The 15,733-nt window shown below is 38.1% G+C and carries 15 protein-coding genes; 9 read left to right on the plus strand and 6 right to left on the minus strand.

Annotated features, from left to right (window positions below; genetic code table 11):
• The first annotated feature begins 223 nt into the window (after positions 1-223).
• A complete protein-coding gene (locus tag KY305_RS16010; protein ID WP_223063389.1) occupies positions 224-964 on the plus strand; it encodes an alpha/beta fold hydrolase in 741 nt (246 codons plus the stop codon).
• Positions 965-1,384: 420 nt separating this feature from the next.
• Positions 1,385-1,714, plus strand: a complete 330-nt coding sequence (locus KY305_RS16015; protein WP_223063390.1) for an HIT domain-containing protein — start codon at positions 1,385-1,387, stop codon at positions 1,712-1,714.
• 1,113 nt (positions 1,715-2,827) lie between these two features.
• Here the strand turns inward: KY305_RS16015 and KY305_RS16020 are convergent.
• Positions 2,828-3,280, minus strand: coding sequence for a YrvL family regulatory protein (locus tag KY305_RS16020; protein ID WP_223063391.1), 453 nt, complete (start codon positions 3,278-3,280; stop codon positions 2,828-2,830).
• Positions 3,281-3,462: 182 nt separating this feature from the next.
• Between KY305_RS16020 and KY305_RS16025 the strand changes: the two genes are divergently transcribed.
• Positions 3,463-3,915, plus strand: coding sequence for a YoqH family protein (locus KY305_RS16025; RefSeq protein WP_223063392.1), 453 nt, complete (start codon positions 3,463-3,465; stop codon positions 3,913-3,915).
• A gap of 396 nt (positions 3,916-4,311) precedes the next feature.
• On the opposite strand, the gene KY305_RS16030 is transcribed toward KY305_RS16025, so the two are convergent.
• Both KY305_RS16030 and KY305_RS16035 read right to left on the minus strand, forming a co-directional pair.
• Positions 4,312-4,434 (minus strand): PhrK family phosphatase-inhibitory pheromone, encoded by a 123-nt coding sequence (locus KY305_RS16030; RefSeq protein ID WP_223063393.1) that lies wholly within the window; start codon positions 4,432-4,434, stop codon positions 4,312-4,314.
• A complete protein-coding gene (locus KY305_RS16035) occupies positions 4,431-5,546 on the minus strand; it encodes a Rap family tetratricopeptide repeat protein (RefSeq protein WP_223063394.1) in 1,116 nt (371 codons plus the stop codon). Before KY305_RS16035 ends, KY305_RS16030 begins: the two co-directional genes overlap by 4 nt.
• An 813-nt stretch (positions 5,547-6,359) precedes the next feature.
• On the opposite strand from KY305_RS16035, the gene KY305_RS16040 reads away from it, so the two are divergent.
• Positions 6,360-8,261: an endonuclease MutS2 gene (locus KY305_RS16040; protein WP_223063395.1), complete on the plus strand. Its 1,902-nt coding sequence runs from the start codon at positions 6,360-6,362 to the stop codon at positions 8,259-8,261.
• 668 nt (positions 8,262-8,929) lie between these two features.
• Here the strand turns inward: KY305_RS16040 and KY305_RS16045 are convergent.
• Complete coding sequence (locus KY305_RS16045) at positions 8,930-9,139, minus strand: spore coat protein C (protein ID WP_223063396.1); 210 nt, start codon at positions 9,137-9,139, stop codon at positions 8,930-8,932.
• Positions 9,140-9,468: 329 nt separating this feature from the next.
• A complete protein-coding gene (locus KY305_RS16050) occupies positions 9,469-11,889 on the minus strand; it encodes a peptidase G2 autoproteolytic cleavage domain-containing protein (protein ID WP_223063397.1) in 2,421 nt (806 codons plus the stop codon).
• Between the two features lie 313 nt (positions 11,890-12,202).
• On the opposite strand from KY305_RS16050, the gene KY305_RS16055 reads away from it, so the two are divergent.
• Both KY305_RS16055 and KY305_RS16060 read left to right on the plus strand, forming a co-directional pair.
• Positions 12,203-12,442, plus strand: a complete 240-nt coding sequence (locus tag KY305_RS16055) for a TM2 domain-containing protein (protein WP_061528797.1) — start codon at positions 12,203-12,205, stop codon at positions 12,440-12,442.
• A gap of 201 nt (positions 12,443-12,643) precedes the next feature.
• Complete coding sequence (locus tag KY305_RS16060; RefSeq protein WP_223063398.1) at positions 12,644-13,078, plus strand: dUTP diphosphatase; 435 nt, start codon at positions 12,644-12,646, stop codon at positions 13,076-13,078.
• Between the two features lie 324 nt (positions 13,079-13,402).
• On the opposite strand, the gene KY305_RS16065 is transcribed toward KY305_RS16060, so the two are convergent.
• Positions 13,403-13,588 (minus strand): DUF4177 domain-containing protein, encoded by a 186-nt coding sequence (locus tag KY305_RS16065; protein WP_214799075.1) that lies wholly within the window; start codon positions 13,586-13,588, stop codon positions 13,403-13,405.
• A 238-nt stretch (positions 13,589-13,826) separates the two neighbouring features.
• Between KY305_RS16065 and KY305_RS16070 the strand changes: the two genes are divergently transcribed.
• From KY305_RS16070 to KY305_RS16080, 3 genes are all read left to right on the plus strand, one after another.
• The gene (locus KY305_RS16070) at positions 13,827-14,651 is read left to right on the plus strand and encodes a poly-gamma-glutamate hydrolase family protein (protein ID WP_223063399.1); all 825 of its coding nucleotides are present in this window, start codon (positions 13,827-13,829) and stop codon (positions 14,649-14,651) included.
• 109 nt (positions 14,652-14,760) lie between these two features.
• Positions 14,761-14,907, plus strand: coding sequence for a hypothetical protein (locus KY305_RS16075; RefSeq protein WP_167348388.1), 147 nt, complete (start codon positions 14,761-14,763; stop codon positions 14,905-14,907).
• Entirely contained in the window at positions 14,894-15,724 is an 831-nt protein-coding gene (locus tag KY305_RS16080) for a prohibitin family protein (protein WP_223063400.1), read from the plus strand. The genes KY305_RS16075 and KY305_RS16080 overlap by 14 nt, the downstream gene beginning before the upstream one ends.
• Positions 15,725-15,733 lie beyond the last annotated feature (9 nt).

The raw sequence follows: 15,733 nt of genomic DNA on the forward strand, positions 1-15,733 counted from the left end.
TAACGGGAATTATGTTAACCGTAACACGATTTAAACTTTTTTTGGGTGACAAAGGGATCAAGATAAAAGAAGCATTTTTATGGCTGGTGGTTACAATGGCATCCCCGGGGAGGTAAAGTTTCGAAAAATGCGAAAGTAAATAAAAATATCAAAGACAGAATGAAGACTGAAAATGTTCCATTTTCACCTATAAACTTAATGATTGAATAGTGGAGGTTTTTGTATGAATGAAATTACCAATACAGGCAAGATGCAAGATATTGGCGGTATTAAGCTCTATTACGAATTTTTTGAAAGACAAAATGAAAACATTACAGTCATATTTGAATCAGGGTACGGATGCCCTTCTGCTTACTGGGATCCTATTAAAAGTGAAATTTCAAAGTTTGCACAATTCTTCATATACGACAGACCAGGTTTAGGAAAAAGTGAAAAAGACGATAGACCAAAAGACAGCAAGCAGTCTGTTGAAAATCTTCGTACCCTTTTACAAAATGCGAATATTAAACCACCATATATGCTTGTAGGGCATTCATTTGGAGGAGCAAATGTAAGATTATATACTTGTACATATCCAGAAGAAGTAGCAGCAGTTATTCTCTTAGATTCCTGCCATGAAGATCAAAATAAAATTATGCCGCCCCTATTCAGTGAAGAAACAAGATCTATTTACTTTAATCAATTTTCGGTAGAAGGTTCTTTAAGTGAAATTCAAGATAGTTTAGAACAAATAGGAAAATGCACATCATTAGGAGATGTCCCACTTATAGTCGTCAGCGCTGGTTTACAGTCTTATCATACAACTGAATCCTTCGCTGCGTGGAATCTATTTCAAAGAGATCTTATTCGTTTATCAACAAATAGTAAACATATTATTGTGAAAAATGCATCACACGGCCTTCATGTTGATCAACTCCAGATTATTGTTAACATTATAAAAGATACATTAAAAGAGATAAAGTAATCATTATTCAGAGTGAGGTATAAGCTGTTGCTTAAAGAAATAGGGCAAATAGGACAGGAATTTGGTGCAGAAGAAATTGCTGACTATTTAAGGCCAAAGGGGTTTAATCCCAAAATTAATGTTAACCACTATAAAGATCATTTTGCTGGATCCATAACCTTTTGGTACAGGCTAAGGTGATACTATATTGCTCTCGTGCAGTCTGATAATCCAGGGGATGGAGATCCATTAAGCAGCAAAAGTGGTTATATACAATTAGGAATGGATTCTAAAGGACAAGCTGAAAAAATAATGATTCATTTGGTTGCTCACTAACGGCTGGTATAGAATTAATGAAGCACCAAACCCTAGAGAAGAGAATTGGGTTAATTTGTATATTTAGCGCAATGATTAGAACTAAATATTTTAAGAGGGGATTAAATGACTGAAGACTTTTATTGTGATGAAGTGTTAAACGGAAAAACAAAAGTAAATAAAGTTTTAGAAACCGAGAATGTATTGGCGTATTATCACACAAAACCTTTTTGGCCAGTTCATATTGTTGCTATTCCTAAAAAACATATCTCTTCTTTAATAACGTTGGAAGAAGGCGATAACGAACTTTTACTCGAGTTGTTGGATGTGATTAAAGAGGTTGCAGCTATGGTGACAAAAGAAAATGGTTCTTGTAGAGTACTTACAAACTTAGGAGATTATCAGGATTCAAAGCATCTGCATTGGCATATAGTTTGGGGAGATCCATTAAGATAAAAAGAATTAGGGGAGACAGATTGAAATTATTTTAAAGGTGTGGATTTAGCTAAAAAGACAATTAATTCGGAGTTAATTTGTTTGCAAAACTTTCGGATGGCTGCAGTTGGGTGGACTATCTCAATCGTATTTTAAAGATTATGAACGAATAGGCAGATTAGTTGAGAATCTAACTTTTCCTGATTACAGACATACAACTATCTAGTCCTGAGATTAACAATATTGAGAGATTTGACGAATAATAATTCAAAATATGGCTGGAACTTGACTGATGAAACTTCTATTGTGTTTTATTTCTTAGACAAGCTAATAGGTTTAAATCAAAGAAATGGATCATTTGTTTGGGAACACTTAGAGGCAATAATTATGAAAATTTAAACAGAATAAAAAAATGTATCATCTCAACAATTTGAAAAAAAGTCAAGGAATTAATGATATTATGCTTTGAAGGTTACGAGATGGGTTTATACTTATCCATTATACCTACATTAATAATGTTAATGGAAAGAGAAATAAGTCTTACCGTCAATAGTAATAAAATTAACTGGCAAAGACTTATTTCACCGGTCCCAGCCAGCCGCATTTTGATTGCTTTTATTTTTACATCTGTTTAAAGCCTACTCTTGTGCCCATAGAAAAACAGTCCTGCGACCTTTCTTGATTCTCACACGTTTTATGTTTTTCAGAAAGGGAAGAGGCGATTGATAACCTTTTTTTAGATTCATACGTTTTGGTTTCTCCGAAGAGTCCTTCATCTGTTTTAGCAGAGAAGTCTAAGGTGTTTTTGATGATCGGCAGCCTTTACAATCGGCACAACGTTGCCAGCGTGGTTTAAGAACTAAGAACAACTATGTGACAGTAAAAGGAGTACAAACAAAAAGCGGTTATAAAACAGCTTAGCCTACTAATAAGGGCTGCCATTTGGCATTGAGAATTTGTGGAGAATGAAGTTATATATTATTTAAATAGCACTTGGTCACGCAAATACTGTTTTGGTATGGCGGAGCCGTTTGAAACTAAAGCAAAAAAGCCTTGTTTAATAAGCTCGGTAAAGACGTTTAGATAGCGCTTTGAAGTAAGAAAAATCCTAATAAACAGGCTCAAATGAATGTATCATGGTGTTTTTCTAGACTTCTGATCGTCAAATACGGCTTCCATTAAAGCAAGTAAAGCAGCGGCGATCAGAAGGACATTTTGAGGGATGAAAACACTGCTCATTATCTTGTCGACAATGTTTAAGGTGATGAGGTTCATAAGGAAATCGACAACAAACTTTACAAATTGGGATACCATTTTGTTCTTAATTGTTATTGATGTCATGGTTACTAAGATTTTCCCGATGAAGTCAAAAATGCTTCCAATTAAGAATGCTAATAAGATAAAGAGAAGGATGGAAGTGTTTGATTCATATGTAACACCGAATAACTTGAAAAAGCCGGTCACACCAAAGAAAATTGGGAAAGCAAAAATTATAAATGCTGCGAGTAAGATTAAGCTGATCCCGATAATTACGACTAATTTGGTTTTAAGATTTAATTTTTTGAACGGCAAATCTTCCTTACTCATTAGTTGAAAACACTCCTATGAATGTATTTTTGTAATTTTAACAAAAAATACGGGGAATTTGTGTAAGATGGGAAGGGTTTAGATAAAAAATATCTAAATTAAATCCATTTAAAAATATATGAATAACCAATCCGGAAAGAAGGGAATTTAACTATAAAAAATTGCGAGTGAGGAATATTATCATGAAACGAGCTCTTTTAGTTCTATCCTTATTGGCTGCTGTGGTTACCTACCCCATTCAAACAAATGCGAGTACAATGCCTTGCAGTGTAATACTGGAACCGGTGAATCAAAACCTAAAAAATGCTAGAGGTGTCGCATTAATCTATAAGGTGCAATTATACCCGCCGAGTGCTGCCAGAACGAATATAAGCATTCTTGCTGTCCACCTTCCCCAGCCATCTTCTTATGGAAACTACGACAGTTACGAAGGGGTTGCCTCTAAACCAGATGAGATTAGTTGGCGGTTTAAACTTTATCCTACTCCCGAAGAAGAGAGCTCTAGTTGGGCGGGAAGGCTTGACTCCATTTCAGCCGAAATAAAGAATGTTAAAGTTCAAGTACGTCTTTCTAATTCTAGAACTCAAAAGTTGGGGCCGAGTGTTTTAACGAATAATATTCAATCTTGTCATTAGTTGCTTAAGGGCACAATAACCAGAGAAAGTTTTCTGGATACATTTCTGATGGCAGCAGTTTGCTGGATAATGCCAATTTTGCGAAACTAAAAGATCCACGAAGTGATTGAGGCGTTATTATAAAAAGATCAGGTTCTGAATGTCTCTTCAGTCTTTTTTTTGAGTTTAATGCCGCTGCGTTTCGTCTTTGTCCCATACAAAAGAAGATATTCAGCCAAGCCTGTTTGAAAAGGGTAATGAATAGAAAGCTTTGATTTATTTGGATGAGTGGTTAAAGGCGATATTACATCATACACACCTGCGGAAACAGCATTGTAAAGATCAGGTTTGACAGGGGCATAAAGCTAAACAAAAAAGCCCATCTCATTGGAGAAGGGCGGATAAATAAAAACATGTTCAGCCTCCGACTGGCCTTTCAGCTATCTGGATGTTAGATGGTGAATTTGAACTTTGTTGCAATAACGCTGCTCCACTCACAAGGATTGTTAAGATAGACACGCAAAGAACAAATTTTTTCATAAAATTCCCTCCACCTGCTTCATTTTGTGTTCAGCCCAAATTTTTTGATTGAAGAACGCAGCAGCTTCCTCAAAAGCACCCAATGACTCAAACCGTTTTGCAGCCACATAAGATAACTCATCAACACTCTCTAAATCATTTTCTTGTTTAAGATAACATAGCTCGTTCATACACTTTTTAAAGTTATCTCTTGCATTGCCGCAATAAAGATTAATAAGGATGCTTATTTTTGCTTCATATATTTTATTCTCCATATAAGCCAGTCTTTCCTTCGCCTGATTGTGAAAATTTAGTGCACTTTCATTTTCGCCAATTTTGAACAGTTCTTTTATAATCATGAACATTGAATGAATGAAATACGAAGAATTTCTCCAATCCTCATTTTTGAGTGCTTTTTCAAGTGAGTCGATACACTTTTTAGATTTTCCCCAGTCTGAATAGAGGATGCTTAAATTGTGCTGCAATTGGGCTGCGAAGAAGTCATCGTTCAGTTCTTTTGCAAGATCCATTGCTTCAAAATAATAATCTTCAGCCTCTTCAAATTTGCCCATGTCAGCATAGTTAGTTGCTGCAATCATTGTAGATACAGCAAGCTTGCTTTTGTAATCAGGTCTCAGTTTATAGATAGATATTGCATTTTTTATGTAATGCTGAGAAATAATGCTCTGCTTTATAAGAGTGTAGAGGTAAGATATTTTTGAGTAAAACTCAGCAGCCTCAATTTCGTCAGGGATATCTGCAAGTTTTTTCTCTGCCAGTCCATACAGGTTGATTGCTCGGTCGTAGTTCTTATTATAAGCTTCATACATAGCTTCAAATAAATAAAAATTGTACTCAAGCTTATCATTTGTCTTCTTTATGAATTCTTGGTTGTCTTCTGTAAAATAGGTATGGCGATGCAGCGGTTCCCCTCTTGATGAGTGCAATAACATTTTGTGTCTTTCTTCGAGTAAGCTATAATACGCAAGGACTTCTTGATCTTCTTCCATATCATCAAACAAATTCTTAATTTTTGAGTAATACTCTTTTGACTCTTCAACCCTTTGCTTTTTTATTGCTATATACCAATCATTTAAAGCAGTAGCTACGATCTCAGAAGCGATCTTGCTCATCTCATTAATAACCCCTCTTTCTGGGAAATTTGAAATATTCGGCTGTCACTGTAGCACAATGATAACAATTTATGTAAGGCAATTAAAGATTTTTCGATATAATACGGCAATGTTTGCGGTATTTGCGGTCACTTCTAGACACCAAAAAACGACCTCATTTAATCCCTCTGTTCTTTGTACTTAGGATTATTTGGTCCTTTAACTGAACCAGAAATGCTGATTGTGCCGCCAAGCTTCACTGTGTTTAGGTTCTTTGTTTAGTTACTGTAAGGTTTGTTCATTAATTGCACTGGAGAAGCGATGTTGGAAGCTGCGGCAAGTTTAGTTAGAGGGTGATTACTGGCACCCGGTATTTTCAATTACGGAACAATAGCCTCTTTACATCACAATTTCCACATGATACCATAATGTGTACCAATTAGATTTCAATGAAAGTAATTATAAATTAATGAGAGGTGCTTTTTATGAGTGCGGTAGGTACTAAATAGGAAAATTTAATGAAATAAATACGATAACAATAGAGGCTTGCTTTACATGTATGCCTGTATTTTGTTATGGATTTATTTTGTGACCTATGAAGATACCTACAGTACTTTATAAAGCGTGTAATAATCGTAAGGAGATGGCTATATTTTTGTAGTTTATTTCTTTATGCATATTTGCACATGCCTTGTAAAAAAAAGCTGCGGTATCCCCGCAGCTTTTTTGCGTTTATTTAAAATGATACTGTTTTACGGTTAAAGTATGGTTGAAATCTAATGGGCAGGTATCTTCAGTTATGAGATGAATAAATCATAGTGAGGAGAAGAGAACGTGAATAATATAACTTATGAAAAGTTAGAATATAACGAGTTGAAACAAATCGTTAAATCTTATTGTGTAAGCGGATTAGGTAAACAATTACTGGATAAATTGAAGCCAAGTACGAATATAAAAGAAGTTAAAAACCGTTTAAATGAAACAACAGAGGCACGAGCAATCTTAGATACAGAAAGCCATGTACCGTTTTTAGGAGTCTCCAATATCGGCAATACAATACAAAATCTTGAAAAAGGTATTATTCTGGGGCCAAGTGAGCTTGTAAGTGTAGCGGATTTTTTAAGAGGCTGTAGAAAAATTAAAAAATTTATGTTGGGTAAGGAGTTTTTTGCACCGGTATTAGCATCTTATGCAAACTCAATGACGGAATTTGAAAGTACGGAAGAAGAAATTCATTTTTCGATTAAGGGAAACAGGGTAGATTCCGCTGCAAGCAAAGAATTAAAACGGATACGAAGCAGCATAGAAGCGGTTGAAGAAAAAATGAATGATCGCTTAAATAAATTTTTAAAGAGCAGTACAAATCAAAAATATATACAAGAATTCTTTGTCAGTAAGAAAGATGACCGATATACCATTCCGATTAAGGCTTCTTACAAAAATCAAGTTTCAGGTACAATAATTGAAGTTTCTTCTAAAGGCTCGACAGTGTTTATAGAGCCAAGTACAGTTGCAAAATTAAACGGGGAACTTGCAAGTCTAAAATCTGAAGAAGCAGTGGAAGAATATCAAATATTAGCGACTTTGTCAGGAATGATCTTAGAGAGTATTAATGAAATTAAGATAAACATCGATCTTATCAGTCAATATGATATGGTGTTTGCAAAGGCAAAATTCAGCAAACATATTGGCGGGATAGAACCAAAGTTAAATGATTATGGATATATCAATTTGGTTAATTGTAAACATCCGCTTTTAACTGGGGAGCCGGTACCGCTTCATTTTGAAATCGGAAAAGATTACCGCAGCTTGATCATTACTGGCCCAAATGCTGGGGGAAAAACGGTTGTTCTAAAAACAATTGGCTTATTAACATTAGCAGCACTTTCAGGTTTTCACATTATCGCAGACAAGGAAACGGAAATTGCGGTATTTGAAAATATTTTTGTAGACATTGGAGATAATCAAAGTATTGAAAATGCGCTAAGTACATTTTCATCACATATGAAAAACCTTTCAGATATTATGAGAGCATCAAATAATAATACCCTTTTACTATTCGATGAAATAGGAAGCGGTACAGAGCCGAATGAAGGAGCAGCTCTTGCCATTTCAATTTTAGAAGAATTTTACCGAATGGGATGTATTACAATAGCAACTACTCATTATGGAGAGATTAAACGTTTTTCAGAAATGCACACTGACTTTATGAATGCAGCAATGCGATTTAATAGTGAAACATTGGAACCGATGTATACATTAATGATCGGTAAATCAGGAGAAAGCAATGCCCTTTGGATCTCCAGAAAAATGAATGTGCCTGAAAATGTTCTGCAAAGAGCGAAGGATTACATGGAAAACAAAGAATATCATTTAGACCGTGTAAACGAGAATAAAATAAGGAAGCCTAAGGTGAGGAAAGAGAAAAATCAAGACAGGTATGAATATGAAAAAGGAGACCGTGTGAAATTATTAGACCATGATGACTTCGGTCTTGTATATAAGGAAATGGATCATGACTACAATATTGTTTTGTTTTATAGAGGAGAATTTATTGAAGTAAATGTTAAGCGTATTGCTCTGGAAACATCAGCAAAAGAATTATATCCAGAAGGATACGACCTGGAAACATTGTTTACAGATTATAGTACCCGAAAAATGCACCATGATATAGAACGAGGTTCGAAAAAAGCGTTAAAGAATATACAGAAGGAAATACGAAAGAAGAAAGGTTAAATGGAGGATAGAATCACCATTTGAAGAGACGGACGAAGCATTTATGGTGATAGAATTAAGTGAGAAATTCCTTTTTAAAAGGTAAACGCCCTATCCAAGGATAGGGCTTATTGTGGTGATTCAGACAAAAGGAACCGGTCAGTAGAAACAGAAACTTTCCATGTGTCCGGTTTTCGAAATATCTCGCGGGATTAGTAATTTCCGGAAGTAATGGAGGAAACTTGTCCGCTCCATGAACTGCCGTTTTCCATATAATGGTTAGATAAATTGATTGTCAAAGGATTACTTGAGTAATTGCTAAGTATAAGAGAGTACCCTCTATAATAATCATATTGATAAAGTGTAACATAGGATGAAGGAGCTATCTGGAGAGAAGCGATTTTAAAATTTCCCCAATATGTGCTGATACTAGGTACCGAAGTCCCGGAAGCCATACCCGTATAGTGTCCTCCTTGTCCGTTAAAACCATCAGGGTGATCAAAGAAAAAAATGAAAGTGAAATAATTTAAGGGAAGTTTATTTTTATGGGGGCATGCGTTTTGGAGATACGGAAAGCCAACATCCGGGAATTGCGGGTGAAGTTGAAACCAGGGAGACTGTGTTTGAAATAGAATAAAGAAAAAACCCGGCGATTAACCGGGTCAAAGCGTTGAGTTATGAAAGGGAGCTTATTTACAATTGTTACGGTTACAGTTCCTCTTATATTCAACAATATAATCGTACTTATCATCATGCTTGTTACGGGCCGCGACCATCTGATGATCATCATAATCATTCATATCATGCTCATAATACTTTTTGTTATCATCATATTGCTTCTTATAATACGTTATTTTACCAGAGAAGTATATTTCTTTATACTTTTTGTACTTGCCCATACATATCCCTCCTTTTCTTCCTAATCGATATTATTATATGAATAAAGGAGTAATTAGCATGGAGCAATGTAATGGAAAGACAAAAAAGGGCTGTCTAGTAAGCAGAATATCCTGCGTTGGCAGACATCTTCTATTGCTTTAATAGCGTTTAGCATTACTTCAGGATGCGGGGGGCGATTTATACTCTCGAAAAAGAGGAGGAAAAGTTATTAAAGACAATGATCACTTTACAGAACGAGGGATGAGAATATATTTCATACTGAAAATGACGCAAAAAAACAGGCTGCATCAGCCCAGATGAATGGGTGGATGAGCCTGAAATTTAACCATTATCTGATAACCGCAAGAGCAATTCCGTATCCTTTTTCAGGGGTGAATAAGGCAGTTATTTTCATCACTTTCCAGTCTCCTTCAGATGCTTTTGTTCCGATCCCATTATGGGCCGTAATATAATCTCCTTGACTGACTGTCTGGTCGATCCGCACATAATGCCGGCCGATAAGCCCGACAATGTGCCACTCGTCTCTTAGCGCGCGTGAATGATAATCAGCCTCAAGCGCCGGATCGTAGTCAGGGTTTTCTTTCGGCATGCGTATCGTTTCCCCGGTCTCCTCATCAATCACATTCTCATATATGAAGCCGCCAAACTCATTTGTTAAATAGCGTCCCTGCCAGACAAAGCTGGATGCGCCTGACACGAAAGCCGCCGTTTCTGAAATCACCCCAAGCATATAGTCTCCGACGTGAGCCGATTCAATTTTTTCGCCCCTTACCGTGACGATGGTTCCCGCGGGGATGACCTGCCCGGTTGAACTCTCAAAATACTCTCCGTAGCCTGTTAAGGAGGAGGTGATCGCTCCGGCAAATGTTCCGTTCCCTCCGGCAGAGTCAAGTTTCCATTTGATGGACTGATGGCCTCCGGCTACTGTATACGGTTCTTCCAGAGTTATGCTTTCAGAAGAAAGAATCGTTCTGGATACTTTACTGCCTGTAATGTGGGCGTTGTTTGAAGAGGCGATTAAGGCTCTGGAGCCCTCTGTACTGGAGCCTCCTGAAGTGCTGATAATCGCATTTCTTTCTCCTTTCGCCATAATGTCGCCGGTACCTGCGATCACGGCGCTTGTTGGGTCAAACGCAAATCCGGAGCTTGTTGCAAGCTGGGCGCCTCCCTTTAAGTTGACCGGAACTTGCTGGTAGGTTTGGCCTTTAACAGATGCCGCGGCGCTGTATCCTTCTGCGTGCACTCCGAGAATGACGGCCTGACTGTTAGGCGACTGGATTCCGACCGAACCTTCGTCTGCAATCATCGTTCCGTTTATAATATTAACGTTATAGAGACCGCCGCCGATTAAGATTCCTTTAGGAGCGGATTGATAAATATCAAAGTTTGAAATTTTAACGTAATCGCTCTTGTTCGATCCGCCTGATAAATTAATATCGACGCCGGCCTGTTTAAATCCGCGAATTTTAATACCGTTGATCGAAATATTTTGGCTGCGGTACTGCAGCGCTACGACAGGATTTCCTCCATAGTCATATAAGGGATCGCCGATCGCTGTGAATCCGCTTACATTAACATTTTTATATGCTGAAATCACCAATGCTCTTGGTGTCACGCCATCGTATAGAGAGTTGAAGACGGGTTCAATCGCCGAGCAATCGGTAAGTGTCACATCGTAAGCTGTGGTGCTTTCAGGGTCTGAGGCTTGGTGATGGCCGATATGCCGAATATCGTATGCGCGTACATCACGGTAGGAAACATGACCGATGATATGAACGTTTTGAGAGGCCGGCCATAGACTGTGAGCTTTGACTTCTACTCCGCGGATGTTTCCGCTCGTATAGTTATTCAAAAGCCATACATGCTTAGACCCGTCATCAATTTCAATCCCGTTAGAATTTGCGCTGCCTTCAGCGTGCTCTGTGCCGCGCGGGTTTCCGGAATGGCAGTTAGAAATAAAGATGTACTCACTGTAATGGGTGGTAATGCCATCGTCGCCGGCGCCGTATGCCACACAGTTATCAATCCATACATAGCGGCAGCCGTCTTTTGTCCAGTCGGTATCAGGCAAATGGTCGTATGTCGGCGAAGTAATGTCAATGCCGTGAAGGCCTGCATTAATGACTTCGACATCTTTAATCCAGCCATATTCAACTTTGGCAAACGTTAAACAGCTGGAAAATTGTCCTCCGGGGTTTTTTACACCGCATTGTCTATCCGGGTTCCAATCTAATGACATCCCTTGAACAAAAATATTGCGGTTCCCATTTTGATAATCATCATTTGTGATTACCCATTCATATGCGGGGGTATCTTCATGAAGTTTAATAATAGTAATCCCTTTGCCTTGTCCGGAAATTGTTGTCCAGGATGGCAGTTTAATACCCTGAACCAAAAATTCTCCGGCAGGAACGTTCACTTTGACGCGTCCATTTCCGATGGCTCTCTGAAAGGCTTCCGTATTGTCCCTGCCGTCAGGAACAGCCCCGAAATCTTCGACATTAACTTCACGGGTGATTTTACTCATCAGCTTATCGTATTCTTTATCAAGCCGTTCTTTTAAAAGTGAGGTGACCACTCCTTCCGCCGTCACCCGTGCATCCGCGATCTCAAGATTTTGATCAGTAACAGAATGCTTAATAAAATTCTGCATCCTTGCCTTGAGATGCTCAAATTCAGAAGGATGCTCTGGGTGAGACTGCATTTTGGCGTTTAAAGACGGATCAGGATAGTTTTTAAATTGAACCATTCTAAAGACACCTCTTTCTTTTGATATAGGCGCTGGGCGGACAGGGCTGGAAAGAACTTTGCCGCCGTTTGCGCTTACTCTTCAAATTCTTTATCTGCAACTCAAATTCCTTTTAAATCCAGATCGTTTTTTGAGAAATGTCATCCCGAAAATTCATTTTTTTCCTCTTTTAACATGAATGGTTTTAAAAACTGATAAAATAGTCTAGAAAAACTTGGAGGATATTCTATAATTTAAGCACTTTATAGAGAAATTGTATTATAATTAGACCTGTCGTAACGAAAGTTGTGATAAAAAGAATAAGGAGGATGTTATGGTAAGCAAGAAAAGCAGGATTGTTGCTGCATTACTAGCATTTTTTCTAGGTGGATTCGGCATTCATAAGTTTTATTTAGGAAGAGTCGGACAAGGGATACTTTATCTGTTGTTTTGCTGGACTTCGATTCCCTCGATTATTGCATTTATTGAATTTATTATTTATCTGTGCGGAAGCGAAGAAGCATTTGATCAAAAGTATAATTTTTATTACTTTCAGCAGCAATCGAAAGCCTGACAACAAAAGAAGGGGAGCAATTCCCCTTTCTCGAGGCTCGTCTTTCAACACCCCGTTTTCATTTCTGCTTACAAATCTTTCTCCGGTCACACCCACACAAAAGGCCGAATTCCTGTATAATTTAAATGGTATGATTGTTCAGGGAAATGATCATCATACGACTGAAATAACCGAAATAGGGAATCAAAAGGAGTAACGAATATGACATTACAGATTAAAATTAAATACGCAGACGATACACAAACCAGAATCAGCAAAATTGAACAGGGCGATTGGATTGATCTGCGGGCCGCAGAAGATGTAACAATAAAAAAAGATGAATTCAAACTCATCCCGTTAGGAGTTGCAATGGAACTGCCCGAAGGCTATGAAGCCCATGTTGTGCCGCGCTCAAGTACATATAAACATTTCGGCGTCATTCAAACAAATTCAATGGGCGTCATTGATGAGTCTTATAAAGGAGATAATGATTTCTGGTTTTTCCCTGCTTATGCATTACGTGACACGGAAATTACTAAGGGAGACCGTATTTGCCAATTCCGAGTGATGAAAAAGATGCCGCATGTGGAGCTGATTGAGGTAGAACAGCTGGGAAATGATGACCGCGGCGGATTAGGTTCTACGGGGACTAAGTAAACAATTAGGGCGAAAAAAGACTGCTTAAGAGCAGTCTTTTTTACATATAAACGCTCCGCTTGCAATTTGGATAAAAGAGGGATGCGGATAAAAAAATGCCAAAAGAAAAAGCTGGTATCAAAAGGACCATACTTTTATAACGATACCGGGCTTTGATCCAAACAGGGCTGAATCCAAAAATGGATACAGTTCAAGAAAGGAAATTGGCAATTAGACAAATGCGAAATAAATCGATTTCTGACTTGCAGTTGTTTTAAGAATCGTCTGAGGAGACAGCCGCAAAGTTAAACCACACTGCGTTTGACTTTATAAAAGCGTAAAATGTCACGCCTCTCGTTCAAAAATAATTTCAAAATAAGCCGCAGCCCCGTACCCGTCAATACTGGGAGCAAATATTTGAACAAGGCGCCAGCCTTGCTTTGCATATTGGTGAATGATTTCCTGATAATTTTCTTTCGGTCTTCTTCTCATCGTGCTTAGTTCAACTTTTACGAATTCATATTCTTTCATATTCAAATCCTCCTTTTGTTTTCATACGAAACAAATGGGGAGAGGTTTCATTTTTTGATCGAACTGCAGCCTTTTCTTAATCGGAAAGGCTTTTTTGCGCTCTCTTCTTGTTGAGGGAACAAGTCACTTTTGACTGTGCCGGCGATGAGATGGTTTTTTATTCTTCAAGATGAACGGAACTCTTGTCCAACGTATATAATATTGTGACAAAAGTGTAAACAAAAGAAAGGGTGTTGTTGTGGAAAAAAGGGTCCGAGGAACAATAAATGAAGGGTCTGACAAAGAGGCAGAGCAGAAGAAACCGACCAAAGTAACCCTGTTCTGCCGTTCGCTTCAAAGGCTGAAGCATTTGTATTGTAACATAAACATACAAATGCCATCAATAACCAAAAAAGGAATTTTAGTTTTGATTTTATCGTTTTTCCTGTTACCGTTTTTAAGAGCTGATGCCAAAGCAGATGCTTACGGCAGCTTCTCGGAATTAAAGCAAAATGAGGAGCCATCCGCTTTTTCAATTTCTGCAAAAGAACATGACCGCTCCATTTTAATATTGGTTATTCACGGCGGGGGAATAGAACCCGGGACCAGTGAGTTAGCAAGAGAAATCGCAAAAAACCGCAGCATGTATTTGTTTGAAGGGTTAAAGTCTGCCGGAAATGCAATCCTCCATTTAACCAGCTCCCATTTTGACGAACCTGAGGCCATTCAGATGGTGAAAGAGCATACAAGCGTCATTTCATTACATGGTTATGGGAGCGATGATAAAAAAATAGAAATTGGCGGTACAGACAGAAAACGGGCCGAACAACTGGTTGATGTTCTTAAGCTGCACGGATTTCCGGCGGTTTTGCTGAGCCCGACTGATAAATACGCCGGTGTCAGTCCGAACAATCTGGCGAATCAATCCGTATCGGGACTTAGTATTCAAATGGAAATGAGTACGGGCTTCAGAAAATCTTTATTCGGGACATTTACATTAAAAAGCAGGATGTTCACCCAAAACGAAACATTTTATCAATTTACAGAAACAATATCTGATTTCATTAATAACAATTACAAATAAGCTCTTCACAATTTGCTGATGGGGCTTTTTCTTTTGAAAATCATGAAACTTTAAGTTCTTAAGATCGTATACATAAGAGAGAACATGATAACGGAAAAGAGGTGTGCGAATGAAGGTCATTATCGGTTCTATTATTCTTCTTGTCATTATCGGATTCGGCTTATGGCTGATGCTGAGTCCTATCTTTAAGCAGGTTGGAAGCGGAGCAAAAAAATTCAAAAAGTCGTGGGAGGAAGATCAGCATGAGCGAAAATAAGCGGAAAAGCACAAAAAAAATAATCGGCGGTGTAATTATAGGCGCAGCGCTTTTGATTGCAGGCGTCACAGCGTCATTATTCATTGAAAAAATACCAAACGGCTATGTCGGAGTCGTCTACTCACCGAATGGCGGAGTAAAATCAGATACTTTAGACCAAGGCTGGCATCTGGTCGGATTATTTAATAAAGTAACGGAATATCCGGTGCGTATGCAAACGGTAAATAATGAAAATATAAAAGTAGCAACCTCTGACGGAAAAAATATTGAAATGGACATTGCTTATAACTATGTCGTGCAGCCTGACAAAGTTGTTGATTTGTTTAATAAATTCGGCGCAGTTGACGTTGAAACGATTGAAAATACATATTTAAAAACAAGACTGTGGGATGCGGCAAGAAAATCAATCAGCAAATACTCCGTCATTGATACATACGGACAAAAATCCGCAGAAGCTGCTGCGGACGTTCAAAAAACCTTTGCAGATGATATGAAGAGCCTCGGGTTTTTAATTGATGACTTAACACTCGGTGTACCTAAGCCGGATAAAGCGACGCAGGAGGCAATTGATGCCAGGGTGAAATCGTCTCAGGAGCTTGAACGCACCCAAACTGAGATTAAAATAGCGGAAGCAGAGGCGAAAAAGAAAAAAATTGAGGCGGAAGGAATCGCTGATTATAACGAAATCATAAAGAAATCAATGTCTGATGAAATGATCAAATATAAATGGATTGAAAAATGGGACGGAAAAACTCCAAAAGCGACAGGCACAGATTCATTACTGCAGCTGCCGTTAGATGACCAAGAGAAAAAATAAAAGGAAAAA

It is taken from the genome of Bacillus sp. YC2, from assembly GCF_019891195.1.
Classification (GTDB): domain Bacteria; phylum Bacillota; class Bacilli; order Bacillales; family Bacillaceae; genus Bacillus.

Excerpts from the sequence above, each read along its gene's own strand:
- KY305_RS16010 (WP_223063389.1), top strand. The coding sequence starts at position 224 with ATGAATGAAATTACCAATACAGGCAAGATGCAAGATATTGGCGGTATT.
- KY305_RS16015 (WP_223063390.1), top strand. The coding sequence starts at position 1,385 with ATGACTGAAGACTTTTATTGTGATGAAGTGTTAAACGGAAAAACAAAA.
- KY305_RS16020 (WP_223063391.1), bottom strand. The coding sequence starts at position 3,280 with ATGAGTAAGGAAGATTTGCCGTTCAAAAAATTAAATCTTAAAACCAAA.
- KY305_RS16025 (WP_223063392.1), top strand. The coding sequence starts at position 3,463 with ATGAAACGAGCTCTTTTAGTTCTATCCTTATTGGCTGCTGTGGTTACC.
- KY305_RS16030 (WP_223063393.1), bottom strand. The coding sequence starts at position 4,434 with ATGAAAAAATTTGTTCTTTGCGTGTCTATCTTAACAATCCTTGTGAGT.
- KY305_RS16035 (WP_223063394.1), bottom strand. The coding sequence starts at position 5,546 with ATGAGCAAGATCGCTTCTGAGATCGTAGCTACTGCTTTAAATGATTGG.
- KY305_RS16045 (WP_223063396.1), bottom strand. The coding sequence starts at position 9,139 with ATGGGCAAGTACAAAAAGTATAAAGAAATATACTTCTCTGGTAAAATA.
- KY305_RS16050 (WP_223063397.1), bottom strand. The coding sequence starts at position 11,889 with ATGGTTCAATTTAAAAACTATCCTGATCCGTCTTTAAACGCCAAAATG.
- KY305_RS16055 (WP_061528797.1), top strand. The coding sequence starts at position 12,203 with ATGGTAAGCAAGAAAAGCAGGATTGTTGCTGCATTACTAGCATTTTTT.
- KY305_RS16060 (WP_223063398.1), top strand. The coding sequence starts at position 12,644 with ATGACATTACAGATTAAAATTAAATACGCAGACGATACACAAACCAGA.
- KY305_RS16065 (WP_214799075.1), bottom strand. The coding sequence starts at position 13,588 with ATGAAAGAATATGAATTCGTAAAAGTTGAACTAAGCACGATGAGAAGA.
- KY305_RS16075 (WP_167348388.1), top strand. The coding sequence starts at position 14,761 with ATGAAGGTCATTATCGGTTCTATTATTCTTCTTGTCATTATCGGATTC.
- KY305_RS16080 (WP_223063400.1), top strand. The coding sequence starts at position 14,894 with ATGAGCGAAAATAAGCGGAAAAGCACAAAAAAAATAATCGGCGGTGTA.